9 protein-coding genes (1 of these 9 only partly in view) are annotated in these 16,968 nt (G+C 33.6%); 8 read left to right on the top strand and 1 reads right to left on the bottom strand.

The genetic code is table 11. From position 1 onward, the window contains the following. The first annotated feature begins 120 nt into the window (after positions 1-120). The 7 genes from AB3G33_RS02360 to phoU all read left to right on the top strand — a co-directional run bounded on the left by AB3G33_RS02360 (position 121) and on the right by phoU (position 7,666). The gene (locus AB3G33_RS02360) at positions 121-1,131 is read left to right on the top strand and encodes a hypothetical protein (protein ID WP_367772327.1); all 1,011 of its coding nucleotides are present in this window, start codon (positions 121-123) and stop codon (positions 1,129-1,131) included. A gap of 556 nt (positions 1,132-1,687) precedes the next feature. Beyond that, the gene (locus AB3G33_RS02355; RefSeq protein WP_367772325.1) at positions 1,688-2,899 is read left to right on the top strand and encodes a porin; all 1,212 of its coding nucleotides are present in this window, start codon (positions 1,688-1,690) and stop codon (positions 2,897-2,899) included. A gap of 145 nt (positions 2,900-3,044) precedes the next feature. Continuing rightward, complete coding sequence (locus tag AB3G33_RS02350; RefSeq protein ID WP_367755603.1) at positions 3,045-3,911, top strand: PstS family phosphate ABC transporter substrate-binding protein; 867 nt, start codon at positions 3,045-3,047, stop codon at positions 3,909-3,911. Positions 3,912-4,096: 185 nt separating this feature from the next. Next, a complete protein-coding gene (gene pstC, locus AB3G33_RS02345; protein WP_367772323.1) occupies positions 4,097-5,305 on the top strand; it encodes a phosphate ABC transporter permease subunit PstC in 1,209 nt (402 codons plus the stop codon). A gap of 1 nt (position 5,306) precedes the next feature. Beyond that, the gene (gene pstA / locus AB3G33_RS02340; protein ID WP_367772322.1) at positions 5,307-6,185 is read left to right on the top strand and encodes a phosphate ABC transporter permease PstA; all 879 of its coding nucleotides are present in this window, start codon (positions 5,307-5,309) and stop codon (positions 6,183-6,185) included. A gap of 1 nt (position 6,186) precedes the next feature. Then, positions 6,187-6,939 (top strand): phosphate ABC transporter ATP-binding protein PstB, encoded by a 753-nt coding sequence (pstB, locus tag AB3G33_RS02335; protein WP_367755597.1) that lies wholly within the window; start codon positions 6,187-6,189, stop codon positions 6,937-6,939. A 58-nt stretch (positions 6,940-6,997) separates the two neighbouring features. Continuing rightward, a complete protein-coding gene (phoU, locus tag AB3G33_RS02330; protein WP_367755595.1) occupies positions 6,998-7,666 on the top strand; it encodes a phosphate signaling complex protein PhoU in 669 nt (222 codons plus the stop codon). A 61-nt stretch (positions 7,667-7,727) separates the two neighbouring features. Here the strand turns inward: phoU and AB3G33_RS02325 are convergent, their stop codons facing one another. After that, complete coding sequence (locus tag AB3G33_RS02325) at positions 7,728-8,798, bottom strand: glycosyltransferase (RefSeq protein ID WP_367772321.1); 1,071 nt, start codon at positions 8,796-8,798, stop codon at positions 7,728-7,730. Between the two features lie 626 nt (positions 8,799-9,424). Between AB3G33_RS02325 and AB3G33_RS02320 the strand changes: the two genes are divergently transcribed. After that, a protein-coding gene (locus AB3G33_RS02320; RefSeq protein ID WP_367772320.1) for a gliding motility-associated C-terminal domain-containing protein crosses the window boundary here: on the top strand, positions 9,425-16,968 show its 5' portion. 21,268 nt of this gene lie beyond the right edge of the window; 7,544 of the gene's 28,812 nt are visible here — the first part of the coding sequence; the start codon lies at positions 9,425-9,427; its stop codon lies off the right edge, out of view.

Here is a 16,968-nt window from a genome sequence, read left to right as displayed (position 1 = left end):
GTATGTTATAAAAATTTGGTAACAATTTAATAACATTTAGGACGTAATAAAATAACATAAATTTTAAATTAGCTTAACATAAAATAGGATATTTGCACAATAAAATCAAAAAAAATTATTGTGAAAAATATCTCGTTATTTTTATGTGTTTTCTTTATTTCGTCATTGTCATTAATGGCTCAAACTGCTGATAAAGATTTTGTCCCAAGTGGCGCACCTATTTTCAAAGTATTTTGGAATTACAGCCAAGATTTTACTCCTAATGCAGTCAAAAAAAGTGCCTTTGCATTAGACAGAGCCTATTTGGGTTATAAATATGATTTTAGCGATAAAATAGCTGCTAAAGTTATATTTGATGTAGGAAATAATACAGCAGGTAGTGCTTATACTGCGTTTTTGAAAATAGCACAATTAGACTGGAAAGTAGCCACTGGTGTAAAACTGAGTATGGGTATGATTGGTTTGAAACAATTTAATGATCAAGAAGATTTTTGGGGTTACCGTTATATATATAGAGTTTCTGATGATCTAGACGGAATAGGTAGTAGTGCTGATTTAGGTGTTAATGCTGAATTTACTTTAACTAAAAATTTGAAATGGAATGTTCTTGTTGTCAATGGTGAAGGTTTTAGAAACATACAGGATACTAATGGTAATCAAAGAATTGGGAGTAGTTTAGTTTATACTCCGATAAAAGGTTTGATAACAAAAGTATATTTCGATACTCAAAGCGCAACTGGATCTAAAGCAGTTGCAACAATGGCGTTATTTGCAGGATATAATACGGGTAAATTTAGATTTGGTGCGGAATACAATCAATTGTTAAACGGTACATCTTTTGCAGTTCCTGCTGTTGACCATGAATTAAGAGTTGTGTCTTTTTATTCAACTTATGTAATAAACAAGAAAATCGAAATATTTGGTCGTTTTGATCACGAGAAATCAAATATGTTATCTGGAGCAACAACTGTTTGGAATGCAGCTAAAGATGGTAATTTAATGATTACGGGTTTTCAATATGCTCCTTCTAAAGGATTGAAATTGGCATTAGATTATCAAGGGTATAATTTTGAGCAATCTGGTGTACCTTCTCAATCAAAAGTGTTTATAAATGCAGAGTTTAATTTATAAGCCTTTTTTATAAAAATTATATTTTTTAAGGATGCTAAATTAGGGTTGCTTAAATTTAGGTTTAATTAAAAGTCACCAACAGAATTTATAAAATGCTGTTGGTGACTTTTTTAATTTATTTCTACAATGTGTACATGGATTTAAAATTCTATTTATTTAAAAAGAAAGCGTAGTGTTGTTTAAATTGACCTTTGTCAAATTAATAGAAACAATAGATTAACAAGGTTTTTATTACTTTTAAAAAAGTGTGTCGTTGTTTAAAACGACACACTTTTTTTGTTTTTTAGGTTTATTAAAGAAAATACTTATAAATGAAAACTGGTAAATCAAGTGTTTTTTTACCAATGTTAATATAATGTTAACTAAAATATAGGTTGTAAAGCACTGTATTTACTTGATTTTTTTGTTATATGGAGTTGTTTTATTGCTGATTTTCATTGTTTTTTATTAGTTATATCACGATTACTTTTCATTATGATAACCTTTTCTTAATATCTAAGGCTATAATTAACATTAGTTTTGCATCAAAATAATAATAAAATAACAAATTGTTAAAATGAAAAATTTTTTATTAAGTATCATGCTAGTGTTTTCTTTTATTGCATCAGCTCAGGAAGGTACAGTTGAAAAAAAGATAACAGACAAAAAAACAGAGTCTACACAATACCTAAATTCGGGTAAAAAACTAGGGTTTACCGCAAAAGATAGTTTGTTTCAGGTGAATATAGGCTTTAGAATTCAAAGTAGAGCAGGGTTTCATAAAAGTGAAGGAGAAACGGGTGTTGTTGAGGGAGAAATTAGAAGAATGAGATTAAAACTAGATGGTTTTGTGTATAATCCTAAGTTCGGGTATAAGGTGGAACTAGGGTTTTCTGCAAGAGACATGGCATTATCTGGAAATAGTGGAAATGTAATTCTGGACGGGGTGCTTTTTTACAAACCTGCAAAAAATTGGACAATTGGATTTGGACAAACAAAGTTACCAGGAAACAATCAAAGGGTAGTTTCATCAGGATCTTTAGAATTTACAGATCGTACAATTAACAATTCAAAGTTTAACATAGATCGTGATTTTGGTTTGTTTCTTGATTATTCAAAAGAAGATGCAAATCACTTTTCGTATGCATTAAAAGGAGCTATTACAAAAGGGGAAGGTAGAAATTATACTAAAAGTTTAAATGATGGTATTTCCTTAACAGGTAAAGTTGAATTGTTTCCTCTAGGTTCTTTTACAAAAAACGGATCTCATTTTGAAGGGGATTTAATGAGAGAGAAAACGCCAAAATTAATGCTATCAGGGGCTTTTAGTCAAAACAATAATGCAGGTAGATCTCAAGGCCAATTAGGTAATGATCTATTTGAAGCGAGAACATTACAATCAGTATTTTTTGACGCGATGTTTAAATACAATGGATGGACGGCATCAACAGCTTATATGTCTAGAATGACGGATAATGCAATTACTGTGAATCCTTTAGATGTCACTAAAAAACAAGCAGTTTTTGTAGGTCATGGAGTTGATACGCAATTAAGTTATGTGTTTCCTTCTAAATATTCATTAGCGGGTAGGTATTCTACTCAAAAAGTGGGTGCAGATATTGAAACAATAAGTCCTAATGTAGATGAGTATGCAATCAGTTTGTCTAAATATATTTTAGATCACAAATTAAAAATTCAGACTGAATTTTCGTATGAAAATGAAAAGTTTTATACAGGAAATACTTCTGGTAGCTGGTATGCTCGTGTACAAGTGGAGATAGGAATATAGCTATTTTAATAAAGAACCGTTTTTAAGCGGTTTTTTAGTTTTCAATTGTATTTTTAGGGTAAAAAATATAAAGATTGGATAATATTGACTTAATATTAGCTTAACATAGAGTTAGTACATTTGTCAAAAATTTAAAAAAACCATTATGAAAAATAACACAAAATTATTTTTAATGTTACCTTTAATAGGGATGTTAAGTTGCGGTAAAGCAAAAACTGAAGATAAAGGAACTGAAGCTAAAGCAGCTAGTGTGTCTATTACGATGAAAGGAAGCGATACTGTTTTACCTTTAGCTCAAAAAGAAGTTGAAGATTTGATGAAATCAAATTCGGATGTTAGTGTTACTGTAGTAGGTGGTGGTTCAGGTGTAGGTTTGACAGCTTTGATTGATGGTACTACTGATATTGCAATGGCTTCAAGAGACATGAAAACAGAAGAGAAATTAAAATTCGCTGAATTAAAAAAAGATATTGAAGAAGTGGTTATTGCTTATGATGCATTAACTGTTATTGTAAATCCAGCTAACAAAGTTTCTCAATTGACACGTGAGCAATTAGAAAAAATCTTTACAGGTGAAATTAAAAACTGGAAAGAAGTAGGTGGTGAAGATGCGAAAATTGTAGCTTATTCAAGAGAATCTTCTTCTGGTACGTATGAGTTCTTTAAGGAGGAAGTAATGGAGAAGAAAAATTACGCAACTAACATTTTAAGTTTACCAGCTACTGGGGCTATCGTTCAAGCGGTTGGTCAAACTAAGGGAGCTATTGGGTATATTGGATTAGCTTATGAGACTAAAGAAGTAAAACAATTGGCTGTTTCTTATGACCAAGGTAAAACTTTTATTGAGCCATCTGTAGCAAGTGCGAAAGATAAATCATATCCAATTTCTAGACCATTGTTTTATATGTTTGATAAAACTAATGCAGCAAAAGTAAAGTCTGTTGTTGATTTTGCACTTTCACCTGAAGGACAAAAAGTGGTTTCAGAAGTAGGTTATGTACCATTGAATTAATAAAGGTTAATTTATAAATGAAGAACGGCCGTCTTATTTAAGACGGCCTTTTTTTATTAAAAAAAAGAGTTGTACTTTTAAAAGCCATTACAATCGCTTAACATTAAGTTAACATAAGGATAATGATGTGAAAACATTAGGGACGTTTACCTAGCGTAGTTTTGCTAAAAATAAAATATACTGATTTGAAAACAAATTTTAAACAGATTAAAGAAAAGGTTATTGAAACAATTTTAATGCTAAGTAGTGCTGCTACTAGTATTACAGTTATTTTGATTGTCTTTTTTCTATTTATTGAAGGAGCTGGAGTTTTTAGTAAAAAACCCATTGATGATGGATTTTTATTAGCAGTGTCAGTTGATAATCCAGTTAAAAAACTAAAACCTTCAGAGATAAAAGATATTTATGATCAAAAAATCACCAATTGGAGTCAGCTTGGAGGCAAGAATGAACCAATTGTTTTATTTAGAGCGGGAGATATAACTGATTATTATACTGATGAAGAATTAGGGAAAAACTTTGAATTCTTTCCTGATAAAATCAATGAACTTATAGCAAAAACACCAGGTATAATTGCATTTTTTTCTGATAAGTATAAAGCAAAAGATTTTAAGGGAAGAGAGTTAGATATTGATAAAATTAAAGTTTCTGAATTTTTATCAGGGGAAGAGTGGTTTCCTACGGCACAGCCTATAGCACAAATGGGAGTAAAGCCATTAATATACGGTACTTTGTGGGTTAGTTTTGGTGCTATTTTATTGGCTTTGCCTATAGGATTAGCGGCAGCTATTTACTTAAGTGAAATTGCTAAGAAAAGAACACGTAGTCTTCTAAAGCCACTTATTGAGTTACTTGCAGGGATTCCATCAGTTGTTTATGGTTTTTTTGGGTTGGTAATCATTGTTCCGTTAATTCAAAGTACTTTTAATTTACCTGTTGGAGAAACAGGACTGGCAGGTAGTGTAGTTCTAGCTATTATGGCTTTGCCAACTATTATTACTATTTCTGAAGATGCTATGCGCAATACGCCTCGTGCTATGAAAGAAGCGAGTTTAGCTTTGGGTGCAAGCAAGTGGCAAACCATTTATAAAATTGTAATTCCAAATTCCGCTTCGGGAATAACTGCGGGCGCAATATTAGGTATTGGTCGTGCCATTGGAGAAACGATGGCTGTTTTGATGGTTACAGGTAACGCAGCTGTAATTCCTCATACGCTTCTTGAACCAGTACGTACTATCCCTGCAACTATTGCTGCTGAATTAGGTGAGGCTCCAAATGGTGGTTTGCATTATGAGGCTTTATTTGCTTTGGGTTGTATTTTATTTATTATCACTTTTATAATAAATATGCTAGTAGAGGTTGTTACAAATAGAAAATCTCATAAAAAACATTAAAATGAGTCAACAAAGTAGTTTAGCAAAGAGGAAAAGAAGAAATCAAAATATTGCTTTTGGTATATTTAGTGTTACTAGTTATGCGATAGTTGCTCTTTTATTCGTAATATTAGCTTTTATTGTGGTAAAAGGTATTGGTGTAATCAGTTGGGAGTTTATTACTGAAATGCCTAAAAATGGAATGACAGAAGGCGGAATTTTTCCAGCAATAGTTGGTACGCTTTGCTTAGTTTTAGTAAGTATGGTATTTGCTTTTCCAGTTGGTGTTTTGGCAGCAATTTATATGAATGAATATGTAAAAGATGGCTGGATAAAGAAAATAATCAAACAAATGACAAACAATCTTGCAGGTGTACCGTCAATCGTTTTTGGACTTTTTGGAATGTCATTATTTGTAAATAAAATGGGTTTTGGGGATTCTATTTTAGCAGGTGGATTAACGTTAGGATTGTTAGTTTTACCAATTGTTATTAGAACTACTGAGGAGTCATTGAAAGCAGTTGAAGATACTTTTAGACAAGCGAGTTATGGAGTAGGGGCAAGTAAATGGGAAACGACAAGTAAGATTGTATTTCCTATAGCATTCCCAAACATTATTACTGGATTAATTTTATCTATAGGAAGAGTTTCTGGAGAAACTGCTCCAATTTTATTTACAGTAGCAGCCTATTTTTTACCAAAATTACCAACGTCAATTTTTGACCAAGCAATGGCTTTGCCTTATCATTTATATGTGATTTCAACTAGTGGAACTAATATAGAAGCTTCAAGAGCTATGGCATATGGTACAGCACTTGTTTTAATTATAATTGTATTAATTTCTAATTTATTAGCGAATGCACTTCGTAAATATTATGGAAAAAAAGTAAAAACGAATTAACATGCATAAAATAGAATCAAAAAACGTAAATTTTAATTACGGGGAATTTCAAGCGTTGCACGACATTACAATTTCAATGAAGGAAAATACCGTTACAGCATTAATCGGTCCTTCAGGTTGTGGGAAATCTACCTATTTACGTCTATTAAATAGAATGAATGACTTGATTGATAATACTCATATGACAGGGAGTATTCTTATTGATGGAGTTGATATTTATGAAAAACAAACAAACGTAGATGATTTGCGTAAAAATGTTGGAATGGTTTTTCAAAAACCAAACCCTTTTCCAAAAACAATTTTTGAAAATGTTGCTTATGGATTACGAGTTAATGGTATTACGGATAAAAAAATAATTGAAGAAAGAGTAATTACATCTATTGAGCAAGTAGCACTTTGGGATGAAGTGAAAGATAAACTTAAAAAGTCTGCTTTTGAACTTTCAGGAGGACAACAACAGCGCCTTTGTATTGCTAGAGCTTTAGCTATTCAACCTTCGGTTTTGTTAATGGATGAACCTACGTCTGCATTAGATCCAATTTCGACTTCAAAAATTGAGGAGCTTATTTATGAATTAAAAAATAAATATACTATAGTTATTGTTACCCATAACATGCAACAAGCAGGTCGTGTTAGTGATAATACTGCTTTTTTCTATATGGGTAAATTGATTGAGTATGATAAAACAAAGACAATCTTCACTAAACCAGCAATTAAGCAAACAGAAGATTATATAACAGGAAGATTTGGATAATATTGATTTTGATTTGATTTCAGAATCGTTTAACTTTAAATCTTTAAATCTTTAAAAAATGGCATCACACTTAGAAACAGAATTAGGTAAGCTTAAAAGCATCATAATAAAAATTGGAAATTTAGCGGAGTCTCAAGTGAGTGAAGCTGTAAAATCATTACTATCTGAACCAGGTTCTGAAAGTAAAGAAGTAAAAAAAACGGAAAGTAAAATTGATAAACTAGATGTCAAAATTGATGATATTTGTCAAAGTGTTTTTGCGTTACAACAACCAGTTGCTTCTGATTTAAGATTTATTATGTCTGCAATGCAAATGAGCAATCAGATTGAACGAATTGGTGATTTGTCGATGAGTATCATTAAGTTGTCAAAAAGTATAAAGGAAAAGCATGAATTAATATCTAAATTTAATATTGCTGAAATTACTGGTGAAGTTGAAATGATAATACTGAAAACGAATCAATGTTTTGAAGTTTTGGATGAGTCTAAAATTGATGATATATTCTTCTTGAATAATAGTATCAAAGATAAAAGTGGGGAAGCTATTGAAAATATTATTGGTGAAATGAAGAACAATTCTAAAACAGTTGTATCTGGGACCAATCTTATCATGGCTTTAAAACATCTTGAAAGAATTGCAGATCATTGTACTAATATTGCTGAGTCTGTTTACTTTATGATTAATGCTAAAACCATTAAGCATGAAAAATTAAACGACAAAAAATAATTTATTTTTATAATTGAAAGCTGACTTTTGTATCAATCTTAGATGTAAAAGTCAGCTTTTTTTATTGAAAAACTTCAAATAAGTTCTCCCAATCTATTTTATTATTAATAGTTTGAAGTCCGCTATATTTGTTTAATTCGAATAAGTTTTCGATTTTGAATTCGTCTTGATTGGCAAATGGAGCGAGCCCTTCCTCTTTTAATTTTTGTGCTAGATAAACTTGTTCGTATTGTCCTGGTGTTGGAATAAAAAAAGCTTTCTTTCCAAGTTTTACTAAATCCATAATTGTTGTGTAGCCAGAACGACAAAGAATGATCTCACTTTCATTGAAAGCTTGCTCTAATTGGCGACTATTCATGAAATTATAAAAGAGTATGTTTTTAATCTTCTCCTTTGTTTGTTCCTTTTCAATAATTCCCTTAATGAATATAACTTCTCCTTTATATCGTTTAAGTTCGACTTTTATTTTTTCTTCCAATAAACTTCTTTGAGGTTCAGGACCAGAAAGGATCACCATTAAATCATATTTAATGGGAAGTTCTTTTTTTATCATTCGGCTAAGTGGGCCAATATATTTCAAATTTAGATTTGATTTTTTTAAATGACTTAATTTACTTGCTAAATTTGGTATTTTTTCTACATCTGGAATCCAACATTCTGAATATTTTTTGATTATTTTCTGATGCAGTTTACTAGTTATCCAAGTTGTTTTGCCTGTCAATACATTTATTTGGTGTGTAATGTAAACAGAAGGTATTCTTTTTGAATAACACCCTAATCGATTATCTGATATAATTCCATCAATTTCGTACTGGTCAATCCATTTTGAAACTATTTTTTTTTCTTTCCAAATAGCTACCATCATTTTAGGAGAATTAAGAAAAAGCTTCCATTTAAAATAAGTGCTATTCTTAGGGTATTCTATTTGGTAAGAAGGTAGCTCAAGCATTTTTAAATATGGAAATTCTTTACGTAATAAATCCAATGCTATACCATCTGAAGCGATAATTGGGATATAGTTGTTTTCTTGCAGCGCTTTTATAATAGGGATACATCTCGATGCGTGTCCTAAACCCCAATTTAAAGGTGTGATTAATATTGTTTTATGGGAGGCTGAGGAGTAGTCTATCATTCTTTTAAATCATTTTATTTGCTTTTTTAAAGATACATAAAGTGAATTACTTCTGAATTGATTTAAATATTACCAAATGATTAAGGAAGCAGTCATATGAGATTAGTGTTTTAGGAGATGAAAGGCAATAGTGACCCGAATTTTTATTTTAGATTTTTTAATTTAACAGATGATGGTAAGCTAAGATGGAATAGTGTGAAATATAAGTGATTGAAATGGTCTTTCTCTTTTTTTTTCTTACAAAATTCACTTTTTAACTATTAATATTTTGTTGTATTTGCATTATAAAGGCCTAAATTTTAAGGAATTCTCAGGTCGATCTTTTGTAAGAAAGTTAATAATGGGCGAGTCATGTATTAATTGCTATTTTGCGTGTAATCAAACACCTGCTTTTATTTACATTTAATCGGGTATATATGTATTTAAAGGAATTTAATTTTTTTTTATTTTTATTTTTTTAGTTTTGCACAAAATATTGTTAATAAAATTCCTTCATTTTGTATTGTCTTTTTTGTACGAAAAAAAATGTTGTTTTATTTTATTATTTCGCCCCAATTTATTATTTGAAATACCTACTGTAAATTATGTACAAAACTACTTTAAAGATAATAACTTTAAGAAAAATAATGTTTTTTCTTTTGTGTCTTCTGGTTTCGATAAATTCATATTCGCAATTTTACACTACGCATTATATTGCACCTGCTCCTTGGAATTATTATTCGGATGCAAATGCTCTTGTAATTTCGACACAATCAACTTCTACGGTTAATGTCACTATTAAAAAGAGTGATGGAACTACTGTTGCTACTATAAGTACAATTAGTGGGAGTCCAGCAGTATATAGGTTTGCAGGAAATCCTGTTGGGTTAAATTATTTAAGTCTAAATACAGTTTTAACAAATGCTGGATTAATAATTACAAGTAGTGCTCCAACACTTGTTAATTTGAGAAATATAGCTTCGGATAATATTCCTAATGTTAATGGGAATAATCCCGATAAATACATTAAAGGAAATGCTTCTTTGACAAGTTATGGTAATCCTGGAATTGGTATTAAGTTCAGAGTCGGGTACTATAGAAATGGGACATTAGGTCCATTTCAATGGGAAACGAGCATACAAAATCAATTGCCTACATACAGTGTTATGGCCATTGTAAACAACACTGTTGTAAAGTTAAATGGTACTACTTTAACCACTTTGCAAGCGGGTCAAAGTTATTTATTTAAAGCAGCAATTGGGTCTTTGGTTGAAACATCTGCAGGTGTCGTTATGAATACAGGGGCTATACTTGATAATCCTGATACATGTGGTGATGGTACATTATGTCAAATTCCTCCAGTAAGTGTTTTAGGTAAGGAATATTTCCTTGTAAGAACCCAAGGTTCTAATACAACTAATGGGATTCCAGTTACATCAGAGCAATCAACTATTGTAGCGAGTGAAGCTAATACCGTTGTTACAATAAGCAAATATGCTCTTAGTGGAAGTTTTATTAGCTCCAGCAATATAACCTTAGTTAATGCAGGAGATTTTTATACTTTTTATAATGGTGATGGTTCTACTCCCTATTCAGCGAATCGTATCCTTAGTGATAAAAAAGTAGCCGTATTCACTGGATCAGCTCAATTATGTGAAGTGGATATTAGTGCCATTTCTCCAACATCTGCCTGTGGAGGTTCTTACTTTGTTGAAACATCAAAGTTTAAAAAATACGACGATACTGATTTAACTTATTTTGGATATGTTTTAATTCAAAGTGCTACAGCTCCGGTTAATTTAAACGGTAGTAATATAGAGACAGCAGCAGTTGGTGCTAGAAGACAGTTAGGAAATACTGGTTGGTATCTTATTGATTTCACCAGTGCTCAAATTAATACGCCCAATAAAATAACGATATCATCAACTAGTAGAATTGTTGTTTCGCTAATTCAGCAAGGTGGTGGATTTTCAATGTCCGCATTCTTTTCAAACTTTGTGGAACAACCTAATACGCCAACGGTAACATACAAAACAAAAAATGGTTGTTCAAATGGTGAAGCACTCTTAACTGCTGATGCTGGTTTTGGACCATATCAATGGTATTTGAATGGGGTAGCTATATCTGGAGCAACATCAAATACATACACAGCATCACAAATTGGAGCTTATACTGTTGCAGCCACATTATCTTGTGGAGAAGTTGTTGAATCTCCTCCTGTTAATGTTGACTTATGTACTACTGATATTGCTGTTATAAAAGTAGCAAGTAATGAGACTCCGTATAAAGGAGGTACTATCACTTTTACAATAACTGCACAAAATTTAAGTACAGTTAATAATGCTTCAAATGTAGTTGTTAGTGATGTTATCCCATCTGGTTATACGCTAATTAGTGCAACTCCTTCAGCTGGGACTATTTCGTCGTCATCTACTTGGACTATAGGAACTTTAAACAAAAATAAAACGGAAACGTTAACAATAGTTGCCACTGTTAACCTTACAGGGAATTATGCTAACACAGCAACAATTACGACTGACAATATAGATCCGAATCCATATAATAATACTTCTACATCTACACCTGTACCGATAAATACAACAATCGACGCGATTGATGATGCAGGAGCAAGTGTAAACGGATTTGTGGGAGGGACATCATTTACGAATGTACTTTCTAACGATAAATTAAATGGAGCATTAGTTGATCCAACTAAAGTGTATACGACTTTCGTATCTTCAACTAACGCAGGAATCACTTTATCAGGAACAAATGTATTGGTAGCAGCTGGAACGCCAGCAGGAAACTACAGTTTGGTTTACAAAATTTGTGAGGTATTGAATCCAACAAATTGTGACCCAGCTACAGTAACTGTACCTGTTTCTGCAGCTGTGATTGACGCGATTAATGATACAGGAAGTTCAGTAAACGGATTTGTAGGTGGAACTTCATTCACTAATGTCTTGTCCAATGACACTTTAAATGGAGTAGCGGTTGTTGGTTCTAAAGTGAATACGACTTTCGTATCTTCAACTAACGCAGGAATCACCTTATCAGGAACAAATGTATTGGTAGCAGCTGGAACGCCAGCAGGGAACTACAGTTTGGTTTACAAAATTTGTGAGGTATTGAATCCAACAAATTGTGACCCAGCTACAGTAAGTGTACCTGTTTCTGCAGCTGTGATTGACGCGATTAATGATACAGGAAGTTCAGTAAACGGATTTGTAGGAGGGACATCATTAACGAATGTACTTTCTAACGATACCTTAAACGGATCTTTGGTTGATCCAACTAAAGTGACTACAACATTTGTATCAGCAACCAATACAGGAATCACCTTATCAGGAACTAATGTAGTTGTAGCAGCAGGAACACCAGCAGGAAACTACAGTTTAGTTTACCAAATCTGTGAGAAATTAAATCCAACGAATTGTGATCAAGCTACAGTAACGGTAACAGTAACTAAAGCGATAATCGATGCAATTGATGATGCAGGAACAAACATAAACGGATTTGTAGGCGGAACATCATTAACGAATGTACTTTCTAACGATACCTTAAACGGATCTTTGGTTGATCCAACTAAAGTGACTACAACATTTGTATCAGCAACCAATACAGGAATCACCTTATCAGGAACTAATGTAGTTGTAGCAGCAGGAACACCAGCAGGGAACTACAGTTTAGTTTACCAAATCTGTGAGAAATTAAATCCAACGAATTGTGATCAAGCTACAGTAACGGTAACAGTAACTAAAGCAGTTATCGATGCAATTGATGATGCAGGAGCAAACATAAACGGATTTGTAGGAGGAACATCATTAACGAATGTACTTTCTAACGATACCTTAAACGGATCTTTGGTTGATCCAACTAAAGTGACTACAACATTTGTATCAGCAACCAATACAGGAATCACCTTATCAGGAACTAATGTTGTTGTAGCAGCAGGAACACCAGCAGGAAACTACAGTTTAGTTTACCAAATCTGTGAGAAATTAAATCCAACGAATTGTGATCAAGCTACAGTAACGGTAACAGTAACTAAAGCGATAATCGATGCAATTGATGATGCAGGAACAAACATAAACGGATTTGTAGGCGGAACATCATTAACGAATGTACTTTCTAACGATACCTTAAACGGATCTTTAGTTGATCCAACTAAAGTGACTACAACATTTGTATCAGCAACCAATACAGGAATCACCTTATCAGGAACTAATGTAGTTGTAGCAGCAGGAACACCAGCAGGAAACTACAGTTTAGTTTACCAAATCTGTGAGAAATTAAACCCAACGAATTGTGATCAAGCTACAGTAACGGTAACAGTAACTAAAGCAGTTATCGATGCAATTGATGATGCAGGAGCAAGTGTAAACGGCTTCATAGGCGGAACATCATTAACAAATGTACTTTCTAACGATACCTTAAACGGATCTTTGGTTGATCCAACTAAAGTGACTACAACATTTGTATCTTCAACTAACGCAGGAATCACCTTATCAGGAACTAATGTAGTTGTAGCAGCAGGAACACCAGCAGGGAACTACAGTTTAGTTTACCAAATCTGTGAGAAATTAAATCCAACGAATTGTGATCAAGCTACAGTAACGGTAACAGTAACTAAAGCGATAATCGATGCAATTGATGATGCAGGAGCAAGTGTAAACGGCTTCATAGGCGGAACATCATTAACAAATGTACTTTCTAACGATACCTTAAACGGATCTTTGGTTGATCCAACTAAAGTGACTACAACATTTGTATCAGCAACCAATACAGGAATCACCTTATCAGGAACTAATGTAGTTGTAGCAGCAGGAACACCAGCAGGGAACTATAGTTTAGTTTACCAAATCTGTGAGAAATTAAACCCAACGAATTGTGATCAAGCTACAGTAACGGTAACAGTAACTAAAGCGATAATCGATGCAATTGATGATGCAGGAGCAAGTGTAAACGGCTTCATAGGCGGAACATCATTAACAAATGTACTTTCTAACGATACCTTAAACGGATCTTTGGTTGATCCAACTAAAGTGACTACAACATTTGTATCAGCAACCAATACAGGAATTACCTTATCAGGAACTAATGTAGTTGTAGCAGCAGGAACACCAGCAGGGAACTATAGTTTAGTTTACCAAATCTGTGAGAAATTAAATCCAACGAATTGTGATCAAGCTACAGTAACGGTAACAGTAACTAAAGCGATAATCGATGCAATTGATGATGCAGGAGCAAGTGTAAACGGCTTCATAGGCGGAACATCATTAACAAATGTACTTTCTAACGATACCTTAAACGGATCTTTGGTTGATCCAACTAAAGTGACTACAACATTTGTATCAGCAACCAATACAGGAATCACCTTATCAGGAACTAATGTAGTTGTAGCAGCAGGAACACCAGCAGGAAACTACAGTTTAGTTTACCAAATCTGTGAGAAATTAAACCCAACGAATTGTGATCAAGCTACAGTAACGGTAACAGTAACTAAAGCGATAATCGATGCAATTGATGATGCAGGAGCAAGTGTAAACGGCTTCATAGGCGGAACATCATTAACAAATGTACTTTCTAACGATACCTTAAACGGATCTTTGGTTGATCCAACTAAAGTGACTACAACATTTGTATCAGCAACCAATACAGGAATTACCTTATCAGGAACTAATGTAGTTGTAGCAGCAGGAACACCAGCAGGGAACTACAGTTTAGTTTACCAAATCTGTGAGAAATTAAATCCAACGAATTGTGATCAAGCTACAGTAACGGTAACAGTAACTAAAGCAGTTATCGATGCAATTGATGATGCAGGAGCAAGTGTAAACGGCTTCATAGGCGGAACATCATTAACGAATGTACTTTCTAACGATACCTTAAACGGATCTTTGGTTGATCCAACTAAAGTGACTACAACATTTGTATCAGCAACCAATACAGGAATCACCTTATCAGGAACTAATGTAGTTGTAGCAGCAGGAACACCAGCAGGGAACTACAGTTTAGTTTACCAAATCTGTGAGAAATTAAATCCAACGAATTGTGATCAAGCTACAGTAACGGTAACAGTAACTAAAGCAGTTATCGATGCAATTGATGATGCAGGAGCAAGTGTAAACGGCTTCATAGGCGGAACATCATTAACGAATGTACTTTCTAACGATACCTTAAACGGAGCTTTGGTTGATCCAACTAAAGTGACTACAACATTTGTATCAGCAACCAATACAGGAATCACCTTATCAGGAACTAATGTAGTTGTAGCAGCAGGAACACCAGCAGGGAACTACAGTTTAGTTTACCAAATCTGTGAGAAATTAAACCCAACGAATTGTGATCAAGCTACAGTAACGGTAACAGTAACTAAAGCGATAATCGATGCAATTGATGATGCAGGAGCAAGTGTAAACGGCTTCATAGGCGGAACATCATTAACAAATGTACTTTCTAACGATACCTTAAACGGATCTTTGGTTGATCCAACTAAAGTGACTACAACATTTGTATCAGCAACCAATACAGGAATTACCTTATCAGGAACTAATGTAGTTGTAGCAGCAGGAACACCAGCAGGAAACTACAGTTTAGTTTACCAAATCTGTGAGAAATTAAACCCAACGAATTGTGATCAAGCTACAGTAACGGTAACAGTAACTAAAGCAGTTATCGATGCAATTGATGATGCAGGAGCAAGTGTAAACGGCTTCATAGGCGGAACATCATTAACGAATGTACTTTCTAACGATACCTTAAACGGATCTTTGGTTGATCCAACTAAAGTGACTACAACATTTGTATCAGCAACCAATACAGGAATCACCTTATCAGGAACTAATGTAGTTGTAGCAGCAGGAACACCAGCAGGGAACTACAGTTTAGTTTACCAAATCTGTGAGAAATTAAATCCAACGAATTGTGATCAAGCTACAGTAACGGTAACAGTAACTAAAGCGATAATCGATGCAATTGATGATGCAGGAGCAAGTGTAAACGGCTTCATAGGCGGAACATCATTAACAAATGTACTTTCTAACGATACCTTAAACGGATCTTTGGTTGATCCAACTAAAGTGACTACAACATTTGTATCAGCAACCAATACAGGAATCACCTTATCAGGAACTAATGTAGTTGTAGCAGCAGGAACACCAGCAGGGAACTACAGTTTAGTTTACCAAATCTGTGAGAAATTAAATCCAACGAATTGTGATCAAGCTACAGTAACGGTAACAGTAACTAAAGCGATAATCGATGCAATTGATGATGCAGGAGCAAGTGTAAACGGCTTCATAGGCGGAACATCATTAACAAATGTACTTTCTAACGATACCTTAAACGGATCTTTGGTTGATCCAACTAAAGTGACTACAACATTTGTATCAGCAACCAATACAGGAATCACCTTATCAGGAACTAATGTAGTTGTAGCAGCAGGAACACCAGCAGGGAACTATAGTTTAGTTTACCAAATCTGTGAGAAATTAAATCCAACGAATTGTGATCAAGCTACAGTAACGGTAACAGTAACTAAAGCGATAATCGATGCAATTGATGATGCAGGAGCAAGTGTAAACGGCTTCATAGGCGGAACATCATTAACAAATGTACTTTCTAACGATACCTTAAACGGATCTTTGGTTGATCCAACTAAAGTGACTACAACATTTGTATCAGCAACCAATACAGGAATCACCTTATCAGGAACTAATGTAGTTGTAGCAGCAGGAACACCAGCAGGGAACTACAGTTTAGTTTACCAAATCTGTGAGAAATTAAACCCAACGAATTGTGATCAAGCTACAGTAACGGTAACAGTAACTAAAGCGATAATCGATGCAATTGATGATGCAGGAGCAAGTGTAAACGGCTTCATAGGCGGAACATCATTAACAAATGTACTTTCTAACGATACCTTAAACGGATCTTTGGTTGATCCAACTAAAGTGACTACAACATTTGTATCAGCAACCAATACAGGAATTACCTTATCAGGAACTAATGTAGTTGTAGCAGCAGGAACACCAGCAGGGAACTATAGTTTAGTTTACCAAATCTGTGAGAAATTAAATCCAACGAATTGTGATCAAGCTACAGTAACGGTAACAGTAACTAAAGCGATAATCGATGCAATTGATGATGCAGGAGCAAGTGTAAACGGCTTCATAGGCGGAACATCATT

It is taken from the genome of Flavobacterium sp. WC2421, from assembly GCF_040822115.1.
GTDB lineage: Bacteria > Bacteroidota > Bacteroidia > Flavobacteriales > Flavobacteriaceae > Flavobacterium.
Note: the sequence above shows the minus strand (reverse complement) of the source record. Positions and strands in the feature narration are given on the sequence as shown.